A 21051-nucleotide genomic window follows, 5' to 3' on the forward strand; every position below is an offset into this window, starting at 1 on the left:
CTACCGTTCGATGTCGCAGGGGCCCGCTGCGGCGGACACGCAGGTCTGGATGAGGACGCCCGGTTCGGCCTCGGTGATATCGCCGGTGCGCAGGTCGCGGACGGCGCCCGCCTTGAGCGGCGTGACGCAGCCGAAGCAGATGCCCATGCGGCACCCGGAGGGCATGAGCACGCCGGCCTCCTCGCCGACGTCCAGCAACGGCGTGGCGCCGTCCGCGGCGACGGTCTTGCCGGTGGCGCTGAACGTGACCTCGCCGCCCTCTCCGGCGACGACGATGCCGGCGCGGAAGCGTTCGGTGTGCAGGCGCTCTGGTACGCCGTGCCTGGCCCAGTGCTCCTCGGCGGCGTCGAGCAGCCCCGCGGGCCCGCAGGCCCAGGTCTCGCGCTCGGCCCAGTCGGGCACGAGTTCGTCGAGACGGGCGATGTCGAGCATGCCGTCTGTGTCGGTGTGCACCTCGGTGAGCCGCAGCTTCTTGTCCGCGACCAGGTCGTGCAGTTCGTTGCGGAAGATCACGTCCTGCGGCTGTGGCGCACTGTGGACCATGACGACGTCGTCGAACTCGGTGTCGCGCAGCATGCCCATCACCGGCGTGATGCCGCTGCCGGCCGTCAGGTAGAGCACCTTGGCCGGCTTGGCCTGCGGCAGCACGAAGTCGCCGGTCGGCTGGTCGAGCTGGATCAGCGTGCCCGGTTTCGCCCTGCGGACCAGGTGGTTGCTGACCTTGCCGTCCGGGATGGCCTTCACGGTGATCGTGAAGCGGCCGTCCTGGCGGTTTGTCGGCGAGGTGAGGGAGTAGGCACGCCACAGGCGCACCCCGTCGACGTCGACCCCGATCCGCACGTACTGACCGGCCGTGTGGCCGCGCCAGCCCCGTCCCGGCCTGATCACGATGGTCGCGGCGTCACCCGTCTCGGGGTGCACGGCCTCGATGCGCCCACGCAGGTCTGCGCCCGCGCGCAGCGGGCTGACCAGGTCGAGGTAGTCCGACGGCAGCAGCGGCGTCGTGACCATCTCCAGCAGTTTCCACGCCCTGCTGCGGAGGGCTGTACTCGTCATGGCTTCAGCTTGCTGTGTCTCAGGGCGTAAAGTCCTGACCGCAGGACGTGAATCTGGTCGGCTGAATTGTTCGCAGGGAATAAAAGACGTGAGCCATGCAATGCGGAGGGTCAGCGAACTGGCCCTGGATGAGACGACGGTCACCGCGCTTCGGGCCGCGCTGAAGACCACCGCCGACGAGGTCGTTCAGGCGATCATCGACGAGGTCCCTCCCTACGCCAATGCCCTGTCGGGCCACATGGGCGCCACCATCCGCCGAGCCGTCCGCACCGCCCTGGGGCACTACCTGGACCTCGCGAGCGGGAACGCCACAGGCGGCGACGCCGGTGACGCGGCCTACGAGCTGGGCCGCGGCGAGGTGCGCGACGGCCGCTCGATGGACGCCCTGCTCAGCGCCTACCGGGTCGGCGCCCGCGTGGCCTGGCGATGCCTGGCAGCGGGTGCCGTACCCGCAGGTCTGCCCGCCGCCGAGGTCGCCAAGTTCGCCGAGCTGACCTTCGCCTACATCGACGAGCTCTCCGCCGCGAGCGCCGCGGGCCACGCCGACGAACTGGCCGCCCAGGGCCGGGCCCACGAGCGCCACCTGGAACAACTGGCCCGCGACCTCCTCGCCGGCGCGAGCCCGGACGTGCTGGTGGCCTCTGTCCAACGGGCCGGGTGGCAGCCTCCGGTTTCACTGACCGCGGTCCTGCTGCCCGCCGCCCAGGCCCGGCCTGCCTACCGCACGCTCGACCCGAGCACCCTCGTCCTCGACGATCTGCCGGACGCCACCGGTGTGCTGCTCGTCCCCGATGCCGACCGATCGCATCTCTTGAGGCAGCTGACCGACCGCACCGCCGTGGTCGGCCCGGCCCGGCCATGGACTCGTGCGTCCGCCTCGTACGCACGAGCCGTACGCGCGCGCTCCCTCTCCTCTGCCATTTGCGACACCGAGGACCACCTGCCCGAGCTGGTGCTGAGCGCCGACCTGGACGCGTTCGCAGACCTGCGTGCCCGAGCTCTCGCACCGTTGCGGACCTTGCCTGTCGCGACCGCACGGCGACTGGAGGAGACGTTGCGGGAGTGGCTGCTGCACCAGGGCAGGCGGGACGAGGTGGCGGCGGCGTTGTTCGTCCATCCCCAGACAGTCCGGTACCGGATGTCGCAGCTGCGGGAGCTGTTTCCGGATCTCGCATCGCCTCACCGGCTCCTCGAACTGACGCTGGCGCTCGGTCTTCGGGTCAGCTGACGCGTACTTCGACCGTCCACGAAAAAGAACGGGTAGTGGCCGGCTGGGACCGGGGGTGATGGGAAGGCAGACAAAGCCTCGGGGGATGATGGGGGTGGAAAGACAGAACGTGAGGTCAGGAGCTTCCATGGCGAAGCGGGTTCACCGACCCCGTGAGGACGCGGAGTTCGATTTCATCCTCGGGATGAGCGAAGTTCCGGTCCTCGCATACTTCACCGGGACATGGCCCAAAGCAATCGAGCCCTGCCGGGCGATGGACCTCGTCGTGGGTGGCATCGCCGACGACTACACGGGCCGCCTGACGGCCGTCCGCGCCGACATCACGCGTTGTCCGGCCGCAACCGAGCGATACGGGATCACCGGAGCCCCGTCCTACGTCCTGCTGAAGGAAGGAGAGGCGGTGGCCCACGGCACGGGGCCCATGACCATCGCCGAGGTACGGAAGTTCCTGGACGGCCACCTCTGAGCGGCCGCTGCGGCACGTGGCCGCGACGCCCGTCTCGTCTCGTCTCGTCTCGTCTCGTCTCGTCTATGGGAGCTGCGCCACAGGGAGCCCTGCCAATCGCCGCACGAAATCACGGCCATCGGTCCCGCAGCATTCGTCGCACACGTCGTCACATCGTCGGCTGACGTGTTCGAGGAGGACGCCCAGCGGTGAGGATCTGTGGATCATGCCACGGAGGCGGTCCTCCGGGTTGTGTCACCGCGGTCAGTCTCCGTCGCCGGTCTCCTCCACGGGCGGCATGAACGCCCGCAGCCACCGCTCCGTCTGCGCGACATGCGACTGGGCCGCCCCGGCCGCCGCCACCGGGTCGCGGTCGGCGATGGCAGTGGCCAGGACGCGGTGGTCGTCGTCGCTCTTCCTGCGCAGGTCAGGCCCCTCGGGCAGGGTGAAGACCTGGTACTTGCGGGAGCGGGCGCGGAAGACCGCCAGGAGGGTGGCCAGGGTGGGGTTGCCGCCGACGCGGGCGATCTCCGCGTGGAAGCGGTGGTCGAGTTCGGAGGCCTCGGTGGGGTCGCTCGTCGCCTCCATGTCCTCGATCAGCGAGAAGAGCGTGCGCACGGTCTCCGGTGTGCAGCGCGCCGCCGCCTGGGCGGCCACGTGGGCCTCCAGGACGCGCCGGATCTCGTAGACCTCCAACAGGCCCGAGAGCGGCAGGAGTTCGAGGGTCAAGGAGAGGCTGCCGATCACGTCCTCGGGCCTCAGCTGTGAGACGTAGGTGCCCGAGCCGTGCCGCGGCTCGATGACGCCCAGGGCGGCGAGCATCCGCACGGCCTCACGCAGCGAACCGCGCGAGACCCCCAGCTCCTCACAGAGCTCCCCCTCGGGCGGAATGCGCTCGCCCGGACCGAGGCGTCCCGTACCGATCATGTGCCGTAGGCCGTGGAACGCCTTCTCGACTGCGGACATCCGTCCCCTCTTCCTCCCCTGACGGGCCGGCGAATCATGCCGCCGTCCCTCGGAGCACTGTAGCGAGTCTCCGATGTGTCGGATGCATGCCACTCGAAAGTCATCTGATGACTTTCACTGTACGACCCTTGTTCCCGCCGATAAAGGTGGTGCAGGATGCCGAGTCATCAAACGTGTTCGGCGGAGTCCGGCCTTCCGTGAACCCGCCCTGCCCAGATGTGGAGTCCTGTGAGCGAGACCGAGGTGACCACCGCACCGCGCCCTCTGCTGCTGGCGGACGGCCGGCCCGCCGACCGGGCGTGGTCGCTGGATCCTGCCCTCAAGCACCTCAACCACGGCTCCTTCGGGGCCGTTCCGCTGGTGGCTCAGGAGCGGCAGGAACTGCTGCGCGTGGAGATGGAACGCTCACCCGTGGTGTGGTTCCCGGCGCTCCCCCAGCGGCTCGCCGCGGCCCGTGTCGAGCTCGCCGACTTCCTGCGCGTCAGCGCCGGCGACCTCGCCCTGGTGCCGAACGCCAGCGCCGGCGCGAGTGTGGTCTACGCCGCCCTCACCCTGCGTCCCGGCGGGGAGATCGTCGTCACGGACCACGGGTACGGGGCTGTGACGATGGGTGCCGAGCGGCTGGCACGACGCTGGGGCGGCCAGGTCCGTACCGCCCGGGTGCCGCTGAACGCGGACGAGGACGCGGCGTACGAGGCGGTGGTCGCCGAACTCGGCGACGCCACCGAACTCGTCGTCGTCGACCAGATCACCTCGGCGACCGCGCGCCGGCTGCCGGTGGAACGCATCGGGGCCGAGGCCCGCCGGCGCGGCATCCCCGTCCTCGTCGACGGCGCACACGCGCCCGGTCTGCTCGACGCGCCGCTCGCCGACGCCACCTACGACGTCTGGACCGGCAACCTGCACAAGTGGGGTTGCGCCCCGCGCGGCACGGCGGCCCTGGTGGCCCGCGGCCCGCTGCGCGACCGGCTCTACCCCCTCATCGACTCCTGGGCCGCGGCCGATCCCTACCCGGACCGCTTCGACCAGCAGGGCACGATCGACGCCACGTCCTACCTGGCCGCGCCGACGTCCCTCGGCTTCATCGAGCGCACCTGGGGCTGGCCCGCCGCCCGCCGCTACATGGACGACCTGGCCGACTACGGTGCCTCGGTCATCGGCACCGCGGTCACCGGACTGACCGGCGCGGACAGCGCGGTCGACGTGGGCATGCCCGTCCCCGGCATGCGCCTGGTGCGCCTCCCGGACGGACTCGCCGCCGACCGCCTCGAGGCCGACGCACTGCGCGACCGGGTGGCCCTCGAACTGGGCGTGGAGGCGGCCTTCACCAGCTTCGACGGCATCGGCTACATGCGCCTGTCCGCCCACGTCTACAACACCGCCGACGACTACGAGTACTTCGCCGAGGAATGCGTCCCCGCCCTCGGCCGGTGGGCACGAGAAAACTGAAGGAAGAGGTCAGCACAATGAGAAGAAGGACGGCAGCTCTCGCGCTCGGCACCGCCGCCGCGATGGTTCTGACCGGCTGTTCCACCATGAGCCCCGAGGCGAGCGGAACAGTCACCCTCAACATGGTGGAGAGCCTGACGAACCCGACCCGCACCGATCTGCTCAAGGACCTCATAGCCGACTTCGAGCAGCAGAACCCCAAGGTCAAGGTCAACCTGGTCTCCCCGCCCACCGAGCAGGCCGACCAGAAGCTCCAGCAGATGCTCCAGTCCGGCAGCGGGGTGGACGTCCTGGAGGTCCGCGACATCACCGTCGGGCCCTGGTCGAACAACGGCTGGCTCTACGACATGAAGAAGGACCTCGCCGGCTGGAAGGGCTGGGAGGCGATGACGGAGAACGCCGTCAACGCCTCGAAGGACGCCGAGGGCAAGACGTACTTCGTCCCGTACGGCTTCTACGGCCTCAGCCTCTTCTACCGCACCGACCTGATCAAGGAGGCCGGCTTCAGCAAGCCGCCGGCCACCTGGGCGGAGCTGGTGGAGCAGGCGTCCGCCGTCCACGACCCGGCCAAGCGTCGCTACGGCTACGCCTTCCGCGGCGGCGCCAACTCCAACAGCAACGCCACCGCGGCAATCGAGGCCTACCTCGCCGACCAGGTCGACCCGGCGAACGGCTTCAAGCTCAAGGACGGCCGTACGATCTTCGCCGCCCCCGAGGCGGAGGCAGCCATGAAGAACTACCTCAAGCTCTTCAAGCAGGCCTCCCCCAAGTCGTCCGTCGCCTGGGGCTACCCGGAGATGGTCGAGGCGTTCTCCAACGGCTCGACGGCCTTCCTGCTCCAGGACCCCGAGGTGATCGCCACGGTCTCGGAGTCCAAGTCCATCTCGAAGGACCAGTGGGCCACCGCGCCGCTCGTGGCCGGGCCCGGCGGCAAGACCGTGCAGCCGCTGGCCACCGCCGGGTGGGGTGTCGCCCAGGGCAGCACGCACAAGGCCGAAGCGGTCAAGCTGGTCGAGTTCCTCTCCCAGGGCGAGGCGTCGACGACGTTCACCAAGAAGAACAGCCTGGTGCCCATCCTCAAGTCGGCGACCAGCGACCCCTTCTACAGGACCGGCCCCTGGTCGAGCTACGTGACGATGACCGAGCAGCCCGACAAGTACCTGGTTGTCACCCAGCCGCGCGGTGTCACCTGGTGGGCCGAGTGGCAGCAGAAGGCGGACGCCGACGTGCAGAAGCTGATCCTCGGCAAGACCACGCCCAAGGAGCTGGTCGCCGGCTGGGACGCGTACTGGACCGAGAAGTGGCAGCAGGAGCAGTAGACATGTCCGTCACGTCCACAACGGCGACGAAGACGAAGACACCGGGCAGTGGGGAGACCTCGCACAAGCGGGGTCTCCCCCGCGGGGGCAGGCGACGGGAGTTCACCACCCGGCGCGGTCTTCAGATCGCCGCGTTCATGGCGCCGGCCGCGGTCTTCGTGGCGGTCTTCACGTACTACCCCATGATCGCGGGCGGCCAGATGGCCTTCCGCAACTGGAAGTTGACCGACCTGACCGACACGTCCTGGGTCGGCCTGAAGAACTTCCGCGACGTCTTCGCTGACCCGGCCTGGGGCACGGTACTCGGCAACAGTGCGATCTGGGTGTTCGGTTCGATCGTGCCCCAGTTGGTCATCGGCTTCGCGCTCGCGCTGTGGCTGCGCCGCCGCTTCCGCTTCCGCGGCCTCTACCAGGCGCTGATCTTCTTCCCCTGGGCGATCTCCGGTTTTCTCATCGGCATCCTCTTCCGCTGGCTGTTCAACAGCGAGTTCGGTGTCGTAAACGACCTGCTCCAGAAGGCCGGCCTGATCGACGAGCCGGTCGCCTGGCTGGCGGATCCGAAGACGGCGATGGTGGCCGTGCTCATCGCCAACATCTGGTACGGCGTCACCTTCTTCGCGATCATGATCCTGGCCGCGCTCCAGTCGATCCCCGACGAGCTCTACGAGGCGGCGGCCCTGGACGGCGCGAGCAAGGCACGCACGCTCTTCCAGATCACCATCCCGTACATCCGCACCACGCTGGCGCTGACCGTGCTGCTGCGGGTGATCTGGATCTTCAACTTCCCCGACCTGATCTTCGGCATGACCGGCGGCGGGCCGAACAACGAGACGCACATCGTGACCACCTGGATGATCAAGATCACTCAGCAGGGCGACTACGGCAGGGCCTCCGCGCTCGGCCTCCTCGTGGTGGCCGCGCTGCTGGTGTTCGCGGTGTTCTTCCTCATGGCCACGCGCGAGAAGAAAGGAGCGAGGCGATGATCGGCAAGGAGACCACGGTCGGCCGGGTGGTCAAGTTCACCTTCCTCGGCGTGTGGCTGCTCTTCACCGTCTTCCCCCTCTACTGGATCACCGTCACCTCGCTCAAGGCGCCCGGCGACATCTTCCAGTTCCCGCTCGCCTACTGGCCCGAGCGGTTCTCCCTGGAGAACTACAGCGGCCTGTTCGGCACGGCCGACTTCGGGACCTACCTCACCAACAGCCTCATCGTCTCCACCGTCGCCGGTGCGACGGCCACGGCCATCTCGATGCTCTCGGCATACGTGCTGGCCCGGTTCGAGTTCCGCACCAAGTCCGCCCTGCTGATGGCCGCGCTGGTCACCCAGATGATCCCGTCGTTCATCGCGCTGGGACCGCTCTACCTGCTGATGACGGACCTGAAGCTGGTCGACAACCGCCTCGGCCTGATCCTCGTCTACATCGCGGTGTGCATCCCTTTCTGCACGGTGATGCTGCGCGGCTTCTTCGAGAACATCCCGGACGCGCTGGAGGAGGCCGCCATGATCGACGGACTGTCCCGGTTCGGGGCGCTGTTCCGGGTGCTGCTGCCGGTGATGCGTCCAGGGATCGTGGCCGCGTTCATCTTCAACTTCGTCAACTGCTGGAACGAACTGTTCCTCTCAGTGACGCTCATGAACAGCGACAGCAACAAGACCGTCCCCACGGCCCTGAACGGTTTCATTTCCAGCTTCAACATCGACTGGGGCTCGATGTCCGCGGCGGCCGTGCTCACCATCCTGCCCACCATGCTCCTGTTCGCCTTCGCCAGCCGCCACATCGTTCAAGGCCTCACGTCGGGGGCGGTGAAGGGCTGACAGGGCAGGCGGACCACGCCGCCGCACGTCAAGTCCTCGGCACCACCGTGCTGGTGAGCGAGAGGCCGAAGAGCGCGGGCAGGGTGGACTCGACGGAGCAGACGCGCTGCACGCGGACATCGGCGCCCACCGCGGCCCCTCTACGCACTGATACTTCTTCATCGGCTTGGAGTTCGTCATGAGCACCGCATCCGCTGCGGCCCTCGAACCCGACGGTGCGGCCAGCACGGCCAGGGTGCGTCCACGACGCGGATCAGCGGGCGATCGAGATCGCGAAGGGCGCGAATCCGCTGGACCGGATCACGTGCGGTACGAACAGGATCGCGGCCTCCGTGGCGCGGGCGGTCTGGATCCCGCCGAGATCAGTGATCCACTCCTTGCGCCAGCCGAGGTTGATGAGCAGTTCACGGACGGTCTGCTTGGCCTGCGGGTCCTCGCCGGAGAGGAAGACGTCGGGCGCCTGGGTGAGCGTGGCCGGCGCGGTCATCACCGAGAAGAGCATGGTGTTGAGTGTCTTGACGACGCGCGTTTCGGGGAGCGCTTCCTGGAGTTGCTCGGCGAGGCTCGAGCCTGGGTAGATCAGGTCGGCGGGCAGTCCGTCCGGTCCGTCGAGGGTGGCGTTGGAGACGTCGACGAGGATCTTGTCGCGCAGTTCCTCGCGCAGGGCGACGAGCCGGTCCAGCGAGCCGGCGCCCGGGGTGGCGTTGATGACGATCTGGGCTGTCCGGGCAGCGTCGGCGGCGGCGCCTGGCGCGCGGTCCGCCACGGTCACCTCATGCCCTGCCCGGGTGAGGGCGGTGGCCAGGTTGCCGCCGACGCGGCCGTTTCCGAGTACTGCGATCGCGGTCATGATGATCCGGTCCTTTCGTGCGTGCAGGTGGTGGTGCGCGGTCAGCGTGAGAGCGTGGCGACGGCCTCGGCGTGGACGCCGGGCGCGGCGGCCAGGAAGCTCTCGCTCTGCGGGGTCCAGGGGCGGCCCTCGGCGTCGGAGATGTGTCCGCCGGCCTCGGTGACGAGCAGCGCCCCGGGCAGCAGGTCCGCGCGGGCGCCTGCGAACTGCCAGAAGGCGTCGATCCGGCCGGCGGCCACGTTCAGCAGGTGCAGGGTCGCGGGCACGGCGGTGCGGACGACGAGCGCGTCGAAGAGCATGGCGGTGATCGAGGAGCCGACGCGCCGCACGACCTTCTCGTCTTCGTCCGGCCGGGCCTGGCTGGTGGCCACGATGCTCAGGCCGAGGTCCGCGGTCGGGGAGACGTGCAGCGGCCGGCCGTCGAGGTAGGCACCGGCGCCGGTGAGCGCGGTGTAGGTCTCGCCGGTCAACGGCAGGTGGACCGCGGTGAGCACCGGCTGGTTCTCACGCACGAGGGTGGCGGTCACCGCCCACTCCGGCAGGGCGTGCAGGTGGTTGACGTTGCCTTCGGCCGGATCCACGACCCACCATTCGCCGGGCGGCAGCGCCCCGCCGTCCAGTTCGTCCTCCACCCAGCCGGCGTCCGGACGCAGGCGCGTGAGGCGGGGGCGCAGGATGTCGAGGGCCGTGTCGTCGTTGGCGGCGAGCGCGCGCATCAGCTCTTCGCGGGTCTGGTAGCGGATCACCTCGCCGAAGCGCTCGCGCAGCACCGAACCGGCCGCGCGCACGGCGATCTCGGTCTGGGCGAGCAGGTCGGCGTCGGAGGCGGGGACGTCGGTGGTCTGAAGCGTTTCGGGCATGGTGAACTCCCTTTTGAGAAGGAGGTGATGGGGCCGTTCGGGCCGAACTGTGCGCTCTGTTCAGCGCTCTGGTCTCGAAGGTATAGAGCACCTTGATTAACTTCAAATGCATGTAAAGCACGGCTAGGATTACTCACATGCAATTGGATTTGAACCTGCTCGCCGCGCTCGACGCGCTGCTGGAGGAGGGAAGTGTGGCCGGGGCGGCCGCGCGCCTGCACGTCACCGCCCCCGCGATGAGCCGGAGTCTGGGCCGGATCCGGCGCACGACCGGGGATCAGATCCTGGTGCGCACCGGTCGCACGATGACCCCGACGCCGTATGCGATCGCCGTCCGGGAACAGGTGCACGAGCTGCTGCACCAGGTCCAGGGGGTGCTGGCACCGAGCCGTGAACTCGATCTGGCGACGTTGGAGCGCACTTTCACACTCCGCTGGCACGATTCCCTGGTCGCCCTGAGCGGACCCGCACTGCTCGCGGCCGTGCGCGGGCAGGCGCCGGGCGTGCGCTTGCGCTTCGTCGCGGAATCGAGCATCGACACCCCCGAGTTGCGGCGCGGCGAGGTCGATCTGGAGGCGAACGCCAACCGCCCGAGCGCACCGGACATCCGGGCCGAGAACGTGGGCGAGACCCGCCTCGTCATCGTCGTGAGGCAGGGGCACCCCCTCACCCGCGTCGGGACGGTCACCGCAAAGCAGTACGCCGCCGCTGAGCACGTCACCGTCTCGCGACGTGGCAACCTCAGCAATGCCCTCGACGACGCCCTCGCGCGGCTCGGCCTCACCCGCCGCGTGGTGGCGACCGCGCCCACGGAAGCGGCCGCGCTGGAGTTCGCGCGCGGCTCCGATCTCCTGATCAGCGTCCCCGAAGCCACCACGCGGTCAGCGGTCGCCGACCTCGGCCTGGTCGTGCTCCCGCTCCCGCTCGAACTGCCGTCGGCACCGATATACCTGTCGTGGCATCAGCGCTACGACACCGACCACGCCCACGCCTGGCTGCGCGGGCTGGCGCGCACCGCGCTGGCCATGAACGGAGCGTCGTAGTCGTCGCCGTCCGGCCGCTTCGCCCTTGACGTCCCCGCGAGCACCTTGATGCCGCACGGTCGGCCGCTGTGCGCACCCGCATCAGATCACCAGCCCTCCCCCGGCGGGGGGGCGTACACGACCAACCTGAACACGGCCGCGGAGCCCGAGTTCGCCGAGAATGCAGGACACGAACGTCTTGACGGTCTCCTGCCTGCTGACGTTGAAGCAGATCGCCGCCGCCTGCTGGGGTTTGGCTGTCACGAGACCACCGTCAGCACGATCTTGCCTTGGAGGTGGCCCTGCGCGGCTCGTCTGTGTGCGCTGCCCGCCTCGGGCAGCGGGTAGGTGCTGTCCAGCCCGACCTGGAGCTTGCCCTCGTCGAACAGGCGCCCGATCTCGGCGAGCTGGGGGCCGTTGGAACGCACCTGAATGTTCGAGACTGTGATGCCCAGACTCGCCGTCTCTTCCGGGTCGTACTGGGCGAAGAACACCGGAAGCATGGTGCCGCCGCGCTTGAGCACGGTCAGGAAGCGTGAGCTGTCCGGGCCACCGACGGTGTCGATCACCAGGTCGACATCGCTGACCACGTCCGCGGCCTGCGTCCTGGTGTAGTCGATGAACTCATCGGCGCCGAGCTTGCGCAAGAACTGCTCGTGCCGACCCGAGGCCACCGCGATGACGTGTGCCCCCTTCCATTTCGCCAGCTGCACCGCGAAGTGGCCCACTCCACCGGCGGCCCCGTTGACGAGCACGGTCATTCCTGGCGTGATCGGCACTGGCTGGTGTACCTGGCCGGTGAAAGGAGACGGCACGTCGTGGCCGAGATCAACCAGGTACTGCCAGGCCGTAAGCACGGCCATCGGCGCCCCAGCCGCCTGCACGTGGTCGATACCGGCCGGCTTGTGAGCCAGGTCCGAAGCCGGCGCGGCCACGTACTCGGCGTATGTCCGGCCGTCGAATCCGGGGAACCGCAGCATGCCGAAGACCTCGTCGCCGACGGCGAACCCCAGCACGTCCGGAGCGACCGCCTGGACCACGCCCGACATGTCCGTTCCAGGGATCAGGGGGAACTCCAGCGCCGGCCTCATCTCGGCCGGCATGACCTTCATCCCCTCACGCAGGTACCAGTCCGGCGGGTTGATGCCCGCGGCGTGCACCCGGACGAGCACCTCGCCCGGGCCGATCTCGGGAACCGGCACCTCGTCGTACCGCAGAACTTCCGGCCCGCCCGCTTCATGGAACTGGATCGCCTTCATCGCGCCTGTCGCTTTCCTGGGGAAACGTTGCTCCTTCAGTCAAGGCCCGGGACGGCATGGCCGTCCAAGACCGGTTCGGCAACCTGATCATTCCGAAACGGCATGACGTCTACGCTGGAAGGGTGAACGATCTCGGACAGGACCTGGAACTGCGGCTGGTGCGCTACTTCACCGTGGTGGCGGCGCACCAGCACTTCGGCCGGGCCGCCGCCGACCTGCACGTGGCCCAGCCGGCGCTGAGCCGCCAGATCCAACGGCTCGAGAAGTATCTCGGCGCACGACTGCTGGACCGCGCACCCAAGGGCACCCGGCTCACTCCGGCCGGCCAGAAGTTCCTCCCCCGTGCCCAAGCCCTGCTGCAGGCCGCCCGGCAGGCCGAGCAGGCCGTGCGTGCACAAGCCGAGACCGAACGAATCGCCATCGGCTACGTTGAAGACTTGGTGATCACTGCCGCCGTACGGGAACTGCGCCGCCGGTACCCGGACGCCGAGATCGCCACCCGGTACCTGAGCTGCCGCGACGTGGGGGCGCTGTCCGACAAGCGCGTCGACGCCCTGATCGCGCGGGCCCCGCTGCCGCTTGCCGCCGACGACGTGTTCACCACGCCGCTGTACGAGGAGCCCCGGATGCTCGTGGTCCCGCGCGGCCATCCCTTGGCCGACCGCACGTCGGTGACCGCGGAAGAACTGGCCGGCGAGGAGGAGGCGCCGTGCGCGTTCGAGACCGCGGACTGGACTTCCTACCGGATCCTCGGGGCCGGCGTGCCGCCGATCGAGAGCTACGAGGACAAGCTCGAACTCGTCGCGAGCGGCAGGGCGATCGCCGTGCTACCGGTCGGCGATCGGCGTAGCTCACTGCGCCCCGACCTCGTCACCGTCCCGGTTCAGGGCGCTCCCCCCAGCCAGGTCGTCCTGGTCAGCCGCAAGGGTGACTCGAATCCGATGATCAGGAATCTCCGGCAGGTGGCCAAGGCCGTACTGACCGCCCGGGCAGCCTGACCGCCTGGCGGTCCCCGCGGCCACGGCCGCTTCCCGGTAGCCGTGCCTCTTGCCGGCCACGTCCGACTGCGGTTTCCCGCAGTTGCGTTGTGCGGAGAACAACACCGTGTCGGACGGCAATCCTCATACCAGCGCTGAGCTGCGGTTTCTAGCGTGGGACAGAGTCGGGGCCGAGGGCTTCGGCGGTAGCTGAACTGCGGCTTGGAGGCCTCGTCATGGAGTTCGTGAGTCTGGCTCTGCCCGAGGAGCCCGCGGGTGGGATCGCGGGCTGGGCCGCGGATCTGGTGGACGCGCTGGGCGGGCCGGGTGCCGGGCTGGCCATCGCGTTGGAGAACCTGTTCCCGCCGCTGCCGAGTGAGGTGATCCTGCCGCTGACCGGGTTCGCGGCCGGGCAGGGGGTCATCAGCCTGGGCTCGGCGCTGTTCTGGACGACGCTCGGGTCGGTGGTGGGGGCGCTGGTCCTGTACTGGATCGGGATGTGGTTCGGGCGCGAGCGGATGCACGCGATCTGGGGGAAGTTGCCGCTGGTGAAGCCCTCGGATCTGGTGCGTACGGAGGAGTGGTTCGCACGGCACGGCTCCAAGGCGGTCTTCCTGGGGCGGATGGTGCCGATCTTCCGCAGCCTGATCTCCGTCCCCGCCGGGGTGGAGCGGATGCGGCTGCCGGTGTTCCTGGCGCTGACCACGCTGGGGAGTCTGATCTGGAACTCGGTGCTGGTGATGGCCGGTTACTGGCTGGGCGACCAGTGGGACGCGGTCGAGACGTACGTCGGAGTGCTGTCCAAGGTCGTGCTCGCCGCGGTCGTACTGGCCCTCGTCGGCTATCTGGCCGTGCGCTACCGGGACCGTAACCAGGCCCGGCAGCAAGGCGGTTCGTGACTCGGGGACGTCGTCACATGTGGCAGGCGGCGTGGCGCGGCAGCATGGGACGATCTTGTTCCCGCCGGGCAGTCCGGTTAGGCTCGATGCCCGTGCTGGGGTCTTACACGGGAATCACCGCCCATCAGGTGCAGGGGAACGAAGCCGAGGCGACCCGACCCCCCTCCTGGCACCGCGTCATCCCCGGAGTGGCCCTCGGTTGCGCCACCGCCCTGATCGGACTCCTCTACTTCCTGGTGGCCGGCCTGGCCCTCGGCCCTTGGCTGCTGCGCCCGAGTACCAGGGAGAGCGCGCTGGCCAAGGTCGCCGCCGGGGCCCGCAGACTGGCGGACGGGGAGCGGACACGCCGCTCCGTCTTCTTCGGCGACCGCTTCCCCGAGCACTACAAGGCCTCGGACCGGAAGATCCTGCGCTACGTCCTGGTCCGCGGCTACACGGGCCTGCTGAGCGCCGTCGTGACCGGGCTGCTCGGTGTGGGCCTCATCCTGGCGGGGGTTCTGGTCATGGCCACCGCCCGGGGCACTGTCGGCTGGCAGGAACTGCTTCTCCAGGTGCTCCTGGGCTGCGTACTGCTCTTCCTCGACATCCAGGGGCTGTACGCGCTGGCCGTGCTGGACACCCGGCTGGCCCGCGAGTGCTTCGGGCCGTCCGAGTGGGAGCTGCTGCGCCGGCGGATCGACGAACTGTCCACCAGCCGGGCGGGGGTGGTGCGAGCCGTGGACGCCGAGCGCCGGCGCATCGAGCGGGATCTGCACGACGGGGTTCAGCAGCGGCTCGTGGCGCTCGCGATGCTGATCGGCCGGGCCCGCCGGAGCCGGACCCGCGACCCGGAGCAGGCGGACGTCCTGCTGCTGCAGGCTCACGAGGCGGCCCAGGACGCGCTCACCGAACTGCGCGAGGCGGCCTGGCGGGTCTATCCGTCCGCACTGGACAGCCAGGGGCTGCGGGAGGCGCTGGGCGGGGTCGCCGAGCGGTGCGCGATCCCGCTGCGCATGGAGTACGAGGTCGAGGGGCCGCTGCCGCAACCGGCGCAGACCGCCGCGTACTTCGTGGTGTCGGAGTCCGTGACCAACGCGGCCAAGCATTCCGGTGCCACCCACATCTCCGTCCGGCTCGCCCGGCACGGCCCGGTCCTCGTCCTGCGGATCGAGGACAACGGCACCGGCGGAGCGGATCCGGCCGGCGGCGGGCTGACCGGGCTGCGCAGCCGGGTGGGCGCGCTGGACGGCGTCCTGCACATCGAAAGCCCCCTCGGGGGACCCACCACGATTACCGCGGAGCTGCCATGCGTGTGATCCTCGCCGAGGACTCGACCCTACTGCGGGAGGGCCTGGTGCGGCTGCTCGTCGAGGAGGGCCACGAGGTCCTCGCGGCGGTGGGCGACGCGGTGGCCCTGCTGCGGGAGATCGAGGAGCAGAAGCCGGACATCGTCGTCGTCGACATCCGGATGCCGCCGACCCACACGGACGAGGGGCTGCGGGCCGCGGTGGAGATCCGCAAGCGCTGGCCCGAGATCAGTGTGCTGGTCCTCTCCCAGCACGTGGAGCGCAACTACGCCGCCCAGCTGCTGGCCTCCAACGCCGAGCGGGTCGGCTATCTGCTCAAGGACCGGGTGGCGCAGGTCGAGGAGTTCCTGGACGCGCTGGAGCGGATCCATGCGGGCGGCGCGGCCATCGACCCGGAGGTGGTACGGCAGTTGGTGATCCGTACCACCCACGGCGATCCGCTGGCCCGGCTCACCCCGCGCGAGCGCGGCGTGCTGGAGGCGCTGGCTCAAGGGCACACCAATACGGCCATCGCGCAGAAGCTGCACATCTCCCTGAGTTCGGTGGAGAAGAACCTCAACACGATCTTCGACAAGCTGGAGCTGTCCCACACCACCGGCTACAGCAGGCGGATCCTGGCCGTCCTGCGCTATCTGGAGTCCTAGTACTCCCGTGGGACGTCTCCATTCCCGCTGGAGTACCAGGACCCCGGCACCGGCGCGTGTACAGGCCGACGCCGGGTGGGTCGGCCCGTGGCCGGCTCAGTGGAACGCGTAAGGGTTGAGCGCGTCCAGCGGCATGTGCTCCAGCTGCACCCGGTCGCCGAGCCCCGCCTCCTCTGCGAGTTCGAGGAGTACGTCGAAGGCCACATGGTCCTCCAGCGCGAAGCCGGTCGAGTCGAAGACGGTCACCCGGTCCTGTTGGACGGTGGCGACCTCCGGCTCGGCGCACAGGGTGAGCAGGTCGGGCCCGAGGTCGCTCTCGGTGAGCTGCTGGGCCTCGCCCTCGCGCAGCGCCTGGGCGCGGTGGTCGACGGTGACGAAGGCGGACTTGAGGACGGCGAGCGGGATCTCGAACTTGCCGATGAGATCGGCGCCGATGGCGTTGATGTGGACGTGCGGGCGCAGGTGCTCGCCGAGCAGGACCGGGCCGTCCCCGACCCCGACCGAGGTGGCGGTGCAGATGATGTCGGCCGCGGCCTCGATCTCGGCCACCGGCGCGATCTCCACGTCGAGGCCGAGGAATTCCACGCGGTCGGCGAAGGACGCGGCGTGGGCGGGCTCGATGTCGTGGACAAGGATCCGCTTCAGCGGGAAGACCCGGCTCAGCGCGTGGGCCTGGGTGACCGCCTGGGCGCCGGTGCCGACCAGGCCGAGCACACTGCTGTCCCTGCGGGCGAGCAGTCCGCTGGCGACGGCGGAGGCGGCGCCGGTACGGATGGCGGTGGGCAGGATGCCGTCGCAGATGGCGAGCAGTCGGCCCGTCGCATCGTCGTAGCGGGCCATCGTGCCGATGATGGTGGGCAGTTGGTAGGTGGCCGGGTTGGTCGGCGTGTAGGCCACGGTCTTGATGGTGATCGACTCACCCGGGCGATGGTGCGGCATCCATTCCAGGACGGCCGAGTCGTTCGGACCGCGCAGGAATCCGTCCCGCGCGGGGGTTGTGCCCCGCCGGCCGACCGCCCTGAACGCCTCACCGAGGCGGACGATCATCCGGTCCATGAAATGGTCGAACCCTTTTCCCCGGACGATCTTGGCAACATGCTGCCGAGTGACGACCAATGTTTCCATTATCTCCCCTTGACTGACCTTGCAGTGTGGCAATTACCTGCCGACACCTTGCCGATTCGCTTACCTTTTCGCGGCGAATGAGCTACTACCTTTGATCATCGCCACGTAAAGCGAGAACCGGGAATATGAAAATATCCGTCGCCATTTCTTTCGGTCAAGATTAAGCTGGACCTCTTACGGGTTCCCGCAGGTTCCCGACTGCGGGAAACCGCAGGGTCCAAACTGTGGGAAACTCCGGCCACCTCGACGGTTTACCTTGTATGCACGACCGGGCCACGGAACTACCGTTTTCGGCGTCGACTCGGCGGAAGGAAAACAGACGGTGGACAAGAAACCGGCAACGGTCCGGATCGCTCGATGGAGCGCCACACATCCGTGGTCCGCGATAGGGCTGTGGGCCGTCTTCGTCGCGCTGTGCGTCTTCCTGGGCGGAGCGGCGGGCACGAACAAGCTGGACGAGCGGGAATCCGGGGTCAGGGAGTCGGGTACGGCGGGCAAGATCATCGTCTCCGGCGACTTCACCGACCGGCCCGAGGAGAACGTACTGATCACCGCCGAGTCCGGCGGCAAGCTGGATCACACCGAGGCGCTGCGGGCCGCCGAGGACGTCACGAAGCGGATGAAGGCGCTGCGTGAGGTGGCGAGCGTCGGGGACCCGGTGCCGGCGGAGAACGGCAAGGCCCTGCTGGTGCCGGTGACGATGCAGGGCGACAAGGACAGCGCCGTCAAGGAAGTCGAGCCCCTGCTCGACGCGAGCGCCGCGGCCGAGAAGGCCCACGACGGGCTCCGGATCGAGCAGGTCGGTACGGGATCCACGGCCAAGGGCATGCAGGAGACCATCGGCGAGGACTTCAAGAAGGCCGAGCTGATCAGCCTTCCGCTGACCCTGCTGATCATGCTCGTCGTCTTCGGCGCGCTCATCGCCGCCGGCGTGCCCGTGGTGCTCGCGCTGTCCTGTGTGCTCGCCGCGATGGGACTGTCCTCGCTGGCCTCCCACGTGCTGCCGGAGACCAGCGCGATCAGCAATGTCATCCTGCTGATGGGCATGGCCGTGGGCGTGGACTACTCGCTGTTCTATCTCAAGCGTGAGCGCGAGGAACGGCACAAGGGCAAGGGGCACATCGACGCGATCGAGATCGCCGCGGAGACCTCCGGACACACCGTCGTGGTCTCCGGCACCACCGTGATCGTGGCGATGGCCGGGCTCTATCTCGCCCAGGAGGCCACCTTCGCCTCCCTGGCCACCGGTTCCATCATCGTCGTCGGGGCCGCCGTCCTCGGCTCGCTGACCGTGCTGCCCGCCCTCCTCGGCAAGCTGGGCGGCTGGGTGGACCGGCCACGGGTGCCGTTCCTGTGGCGGCTGACGATGCGCTCGGGCGAGTCCCGGCTGTGGCCCGTGCTGCTGCGCCCCTCGCTGGTCAGGCCAGTGATCACGCTGGTCGTGTCGGTCGGCGCGCTGCTGCTGCTCGCGCTGCCCGCGCTGGACATGAAGCTGAAGCAGCCCGGCTCGGACGACCTGTCCCGGGACATTCCGGTGGTCCAGGCACTGGACCGGCTCACGGAGGCCTTCCCGAGCGAGGGCACCGCGCACACGGTCGCGGTGCGCGCCCCCGCCGCCGAGGCCGACGAGGTCAAGGCCGCCCTCCAGAACCTGCTCAGGCGCACCGCGGCGGACGACTTGTTCGCACACGACCAGGCGCCGGTGATCCGCGAGTCCGAGGACCGGCGGGTGCATGTGGTGGACGTGGCGACGCCGCACCAGGCGAAGACCGACGAGGCGAAGGAATCACTGAAGGTCCTGCGCACCTGGGTGCCCGAGGCGCTCAGCGGAGTCGCGGACGCCGAGAGCGGGGTCGGCGGCGAGGTGGCCAGGGGCACCGACTTCACCGGGCACCTGGAGGAACGCATGCCGTGGGTGGTGGGCTTCGTCCTGCTGCTGACCTTCGGCACCATGCTCGTCATCTTTCGCTCGCTGGCCGTGGCACTCTCCGCCATCCTGCTGAACCTGCTCTCCGCGGCGGCCTCCTTCGGTGTCCTGGTCGCGGTCTTCCAGAACACCTGGGCGGAGGGACTGCTCGGCTTCGACAGCACCGGCGCGATCGTGAACTGGCTGCCGCTGTTCCTCTTCGTGGTGCTGTTCGGGCTGTCGATGGACTACCACGTGTTCGTGGTGAGCCGGATCCGCGAGGCGGCGCTGGCGGGCGCCCCCGTCAAGCAGGCCGTCCGGGACGGCATCACCCGCTCGGCCGGCGTCGTGACCAGCGCGGCGATCGTCATGATCGGGGTGTTCGCGATCTTCGGCACCCTCAACGCGATCGAGTTCAAGCAGCTGGGCATCGGGCTGGCCGTGGCGATCGCGCTGGACGCCGTCGTCATCCGGATCTTCGTGCTCCCGGCGCTGATGTCGGTCATCGGCAAGTGGAACTGGTGGCCGGGCCGGGTCACGAGTGAGGGCCAGGAGAGCGCGCAGCGGCTCCCGCAGCACACGCCACTGGCCGCCCCGGCACCCGAGACCACGCGGTCTGGCTACTCCCAGCAGTAGTAGTCAGGCCCCTCCGAAAGAGGAGGGAGGGCGGCCCGGATCCCCTGTCCGGGCGGCCCTCCCTCCTCCCCCTTTTCCCTCTCTTCCTGCCGCCGTACGGGCTTCAGATGCCGGCCGTCAGGAACTGCACCAGGGCCTTGTTGACCGTGGCCGGGTCCTCCAGATAGCCGTAGTGGCCGCAGCCCTGGATCAGTTCGTAGACCGCTCCCGGGATGGCGTCCGCGACCTCCCGGCCCAGGTGCGCAGGGGTGATCAGGTCGTCGGCGAAGGCGATGACCTGGACGGGGACCCGGATGCCGCGATACGCGTCGAGGCGGTCGTTGAGCTTGCTGAGCTCCATCTGGACCCGCTGCCCGGGGCCCGCCGGGCCCGCCAGCTCGAACAGGTCGAGCCAGTCGGCCATGGCCGCGTCGTCGTCGAGGGTGCGCGGAGAGAGCGACTTCAGTGCGCGCAGGACGGCCGCGTACCGGGCCGGGAGCGGCGTACCGGAGTCGTACAGTTCGATCTCGGCGCGGGTGAGCGCCAGGCGCAGGGTGTCGGTGCGGGCCCGGGTGGCCATCAGTACGGCCCGGTCGACCAGGTCGGGCCTGGCGAGGGCGAGTTCCTGGGTGACGAAGGCGCCGAGCGAGGTGCCGACGACCCGGCACGGGCCGAGGCCGAGGTGCTCGATGAGTGCGGCCGTGTCGGCGACCATGTCCCGCAGGGTGAATCCGCCGGGGCACTCCGACGTGGGCGGGATGCCCCGGTTGTCGAAGGTGACGACCCGGAATCCGGCCTCGGTGAGCGCGGGCACCTGGTGCAGTTGCCACACGGTGTGGCCACCGCCGGTGCCCTGGACCATCACCACCGGTTCTCCGGTTCCTTCCTCCTCGTAGTGCAGCCGTATTCCGTTGACGGCAACGACGGGCATCTCGCCTCTCCCCTTCAGTGTGTTGAAAGCCCTGTGGCCCGCCCGCCGGGGGGATCGGCGGACGGGCCACAGGTGGTCGCGCGGCGGCGCGTGTCGGCGCGTCAGGCCGCGTCAGGCCGCGTCAGGCCGCGTCAGTGCCTTCCATGGCGCTGACCAGGCTCAGCGGACGCATATCGGTCCAGTGGTTGTTGATGTAGTCGAGCGCCGCGTCACGCCGGGCGTCGGAGAGGACCGTGCGCCAGCCCTCCGGCACCTCGACGAACGCGGGCCACAGGGAGTGCTGACCCTCATCGTTGACGAGCACGAGATAGGTGCCCTCGGGGTCCTCGAAGGGGTTGGTGCTCATGCGTTTCGCTCCTTCTCGAAGAATTGTCTTCCGTCGGCGGTGTCTGTCGATT

21 protein-coding genes are annotated in these 21051 nt (G+C 69.2%); 12 read left to right on the top strand and 9 right to left on the bottom strand.

The annotated features are described in order from the left end of the window. Positions 1-1056, bottom strand: a complete 1056-nt coding sequence (locus tag EJ357_RS00875; protein WP_126387659.1) for a ferredoxin reductase — start codon at positions 1054-1056, stop codon at positions 1-3. 88 nt (positions 1057-1144) lie between these two features. Between EJ357_RS00875 and EJ357_RS00880 the strand changes: the two genes are divergently transcribed. Next, positions 1145-2284, top strand: a complete 1140-nt coding sequence (locus EJ357_RS00880; RefSeq protein WP_126387661.1) for a PucR family transcriptional regulator — start codon at positions 1145-1147, stop codon at positions 2282-2284. 127 nt (positions 2285-2411) lie between these two features. Next, complete coding sequence (locus tag EJ357_RS00885; RefSeq protein WP_126387663.1) at positions 2412-2750, top strand: thioredoxin family protein; 339 nt, start codon at positions 2412-2414, stop codon at positions 2748-2750. A gap of 243 nt (positions 2751-2993) precedes the next feature. Here EJ357_RS00885 and EJ357_RS00890 read toward each other — a convergent pair whose 3' ends face one another. Next, the gene (locus tag EJ357_RS00890; RefSeq protein WP_126387665.1) at positions 2994-3695 is read right to left on the bottom strand and encodes a FadR/GntR family transcriptional regulator; all 702 of its coding nucleotides are present in this window, start codon (positions 3693-3695) and stop codon (positions 2994-2996) included. Between the two features lie 228 nt (positions 3696-3923). Between EJ357_RS00890 and EJ357_RS00895 the strand changes: the two genes are divergently transcribed. The 4 genes from EJ357_RS00895 to EJ357_RS00910 are packed head-to-tail and all read left to right on the top strand — an operon-like array spanning position 3924 to position 8279. Next, positions 3924-5144, top strand: coding sequence for an aminotransferase class V-fold PLP-dependent enzyme (locus tag EJ357_RS00895; RefSeq protein WP_126387667.1), 1221 nt, complete (start codon positions 3924-3926; stop codon positions 5142-5144). Positions 5145-5161: 17 nt separating this feature from the next. After that, a complete protein-coding gene (locus tag EJ357_RS00900) occupies positions 5162-6463 on the top strand; it encodes an ABC transporter substrate-binding protein (protein WP_126387669.1) in 1302 nt (433 codons plus the stop codon). Positions 6464-6465: 2 nt separating this feature from the next. After that, positions 6466-7446 (top strand): carbohydrate ABC transporter permease, encoded by a 981-nt coding sequence (locus EJ357_RS00905; protein ID WP_126387671.1) that lies wholly within the window; start codon positions 6466-6468, stop codon positions 7444-7446. Then, positions 7443-8279: a carbohydrate ABC transporter permease gene (locus EJ357_RS00910; protein WP_126387673.1), complete on the top strand. Its 837-nt coding sequence runs from the start codon at positions 7443-7445 to the stop codon at positions 8277-8279. Before EJ357_RS00905 ends, EJ357_RS00910 begins: the two co-directional genes overlap by 4 nt. Before the next feature lie 253 nt (positions 8280-8532). Here EJ357_RS00910 and EJ357_RS00915 read toward each other — a convergent pair whose 3' ends face one another. Together EJ357_RS00915 and EJ357_RS00920 are read right to left on the bottom strand one after the other, a co-directional pair. Further along, positions 8533-9129 (bottom strand): NADPH-dependent F420 reductase, encoded by a 597-nt coding sequence (locus EJ357_RS00915; protein WP_126387675.1) that lies wholly within the window; start codon positions 9127-9129, stop codon positions 8533-8535. Between the two features lie 41 nt (positions 9130-9170). After that, positions 9171-9989 carry a 3'(2'),5'-bisphosphate nucleotidase CysQ gene (locus EJ357_RS00920; protein ID WP_126387677.1) on the bottom strand — a complete coding sequence of 273 codons (819 nt, stop codon included), beginning with the start codon at positions 9987-9989 and terminating at the stop codon, positions 9171-9173. A gap of 137 nt (positions 9990-10126) precedes the next feature. On the opposite strand from EJ357_RS00920, the gene EJ357_RS00925 reads away from it, so the two are divergent. Beyond that, positions 10127-11032, top strand: coding sequence for a LysR family transcriptional regulator (locus EJ357_RS00925; protein ID WP_126387679.1), 906 nt, complete (start codon positions 10127-10129; stop codon positions 11030-11032). Positions 11033-11113: 81 nt separating this feature from the next. On the opposite strand, the gene EJ357_RS48020 is transcribed toward EJ357_RS00925, so the two are convergent. Then, the gene (locus EJ357_RS48020) at positions 11114-11275 is read right to left on the bottom strand and encodes a hypothetical protein (RefSeq protein WP_175647251.1); all 162 of its coding nucleotides are present in this window, start codon (positions 11273-11275) and stop codon (positions 11114-11116) included. Further along, entirely contained in the window at positions 11272-12270 is a 999-nt protein-coding gene (locus EJ357_RS00930) for an NADP-dependent oxidoreductase (protein WP_126387681.1), read from the bottom strand. Before EJ357_RS00930 ends, EJ357_RS48020 begins: the two co-directional genes overlap by 4 nt. A gap of 122 nt (positions 12271-12392) precedes the next feature. Here EJ357_RS00930 and EJ357_RS00935 point away from each other — a divergent pair, with 122 nt between their 5' ends. The 4 genes from EJ357_RS00935 to EJ357_RS00950 all read left to right on the top strand — a co-directional run bounded on the left by EJ357_RS00935 (position 12393) and on the right by EJ357_RS00950 (position 16076). Next, a complete protein-coding gene (locus EJ357_RS00935) occupies positions 12393-13268 on the top strand; it encodes a LysR family transcriptional regulator (protein ID WP_126387683.1) in 876 nt (291 codons plus the stop codon). A 215-nt stretch (positions 13269-13483) separates the two neighbouring features. Then, a complete protein-coding gene (locus EJ357_RS00940) occupies positions 13484-14146 on the top strand; it encodes a DedA family protein (RefSeq protein ID WP_126387685.1) in 663 nt (220 codons plus the stop codon). A gap of 128 nt (positions 14147-14274) precedes the next feature. Continuing rightward, positions 14275-15441: a sensor histidine kinase gene (locus EJ357_RS00945; RefSeq protein WP_228472886.1), complete on the top strand. Its 1167-nt coding sequence runs from the start codon at positions 14275-14277 to the stop codon at positions 15439-15441. Next, complete coding sequence (locus tag EJ357_RS00950) at positions 15432-16076, top strand: response regulator (RefSeq protein ID WP_175647252.1); 645 nt, start codon at positions 15432-15434, stop codon at positions 16074-16076. Before EJ357_RS00945 ends, EJ357_RS00950 begins: the two co-directional genes overlap by 10 nt. 96 nt (positions 16077-16172) lie before the next feature. Here the strand turns inward: EJ357_RS00950 and EJ357_RS00955 are convergent, their stop codons facing one another. Next, positions 16173-17132 (bottom strand): ornithine cyclodeaminase family protein, encoded by a 960-nt coding sequence (locus EJ357_RS00955; RefSeq protein ID WP_267132839.1) that lies wholly within the window; start codon positions 17130-17132, stop codon positions 16173-16175. A 391-nt stretch (positions 17133-17523) separates the two neighbouring features. Here EJ357_RS00955 and EJ357_RS00960 point away from each other — a divergent pair, with 391 nt between their 5' ends. Beyond that, positions 17524-19743 carry an MMPL family transporter gene (locus tag EJ357_RS00960; protein ID WP_126387691.1) on the top strand — a complete coding sequence of 740 codons (2220 nt, stop codon included), beginning with the start codon at positions 17524-17526 and terminating at the stop codon, positions 19741-19743. A 103-nt stretch (positions 19744-19846) separates the two neighbouring features. Here EJ357_RS00960 and EJ357_RS00965 read toward each other — a convergent pair whose 3' ends face one another. Both EJ357_RS00965 and EJ357_RS00970 read right to left on the bottom strand, forming a co-directional pair. After that, complete coding sequence (locus tag EJ357_RS00965; RefSeq protein WP_126387693.1) at positions 19847-20653, bottom strand: alpha/beta fold hydrolase; 807 nt, start codon at positions 20651-20653, stop codon at positions 19847-19849. 121 nt (positions 20654-20774) lie between these two features. Next, positions 20775-20999 (bottom strand): MbtH family protein, encoded by a 225-nt coding sequence (locus tag EJ357_RS00970; RefSeq protein WP_126387695.1) that lies wholly within the window; start codon positions 20997-20999, stop codon positions 20775-20777. Between the last annotated feature and the right edge of the window lie 52 nt (positions 21000-21051).

It is taken from the genome of Streptomyces cyaneochromogenes, assembly GCF_003963535.1.
GTDB lineage: Bacteria > Actinomycetota > Actinomycetes > Streptomycetales > Streptomycetaceae > Streptomyces > Streptomyces shaanxiensis.

Bases quoted from the DNA above. Each gene is read 5' to 3' on its own strand.
- EJ357_RS00925 (WP_126387679.1), top strand. From the start codon at position 10,127: ATGCAATTGGATTTGAACCTGCTCGCCGCGCTCGACGCGCTGCTGGAG.
- EJ357_RS00890 (WP_126387665.1), bottom strand. From the start codon at position 3,695: ATGTCCGCAGTCGAGAAGGCGTTCCACGGCCTACGGCACATGATCGGT.
- EJ357_RS00910 (WP_126387673.1), top strand. From the start codon at position 7,443: ATGATCGGCAAGGAGACCACGGTCGGCCGGGTGGTCAAGTTCACCTTC.
- EJ357_RS00940 (WP_126387685.1), top strand. From the start codon at position 13,484: ATGGAGTTCGTGAGTCTGGCTCTGCCCGAGGAGCCCGCGGGTGGGATC.
- EJ357_RS00950 (WP_175647252.1), top strand. From the start codon at position 15,432: ATGCGTGTGATCCTCGCCGAGGACTCGACCCTACTGCGGGAGGGCCTG.
- EJ357_RS00905 (WP_126387671.1), top strand. From the start codon at position 6,466: ATGTCCGTCACGTCCACAACGGCGACGAAGACGAAGACACCGGGCAGT.
- EJ357_RS00955 (WP_267132839.1), bottom strand. From the start codon at position 17,132: ATGGACCGGATGATCGTCCGCCTCGGTGAGGCGTTCAGGGCGGTCGGC.
- EJ357_RS00965 (WP_126387693.1), bottom strand. From the start codon at position 20,653: ATGCCCGTCGTTGCCGTCAACGGAATACGGCTGCACTACGAGGAGGAA.
- EJ357_RS00930 (WP_126387681.1), bottom strand. From the start codon at position 12,270: ATGAAGGCGATCCAGTTCCATGAAGCGGGCGGGCCGGAAGTTCTGCGG.
- EJ357_RS00900 (WP_126387669.1), top strand. From the start codon at position 5,162: ATGAGAAGAAGGACGGCAGCTCTCGCGCTCGGCACCGCCGCCGCGATG.
- EJ357_RS00920 (WP_126387677.1), bottom strand. From the start codon at position 9,989: ATGCCCGAAACGCTTCAGACCACCGACGTCCCCGCCTCCGACGCCGAC.
- EJ357_RS00875 (WP_126387659.1), bottom strand. From the start codon at position 1,056: ATGACGAGTACAGCCCTCCGCAGCAGGGCGTGGAAACTGCTGGAGATG.
- EJ357_RS00970 (WP_126387695.1), bottom strand. From the start codon at position 20,999: ATGAGCACCAACCCCTTCGAGGACCCCGAGGGCACCTATCTCGTGCTC.
- EJ357_RS00915 (WP_126387675.1), bottom strand. From the start codon at position 9,129: ATGACCGCGATCGCAGTACTCGGAAACGGCCGCGTCGGCGGCAACCTG.
- EJ357_RS00885 (WP_126387663.1), top strand. From the start codon at position 2,412: ATGGCGAAGCGGGTTCACCGACCCCGTGAGGACGCGGAGTTCGATTTC.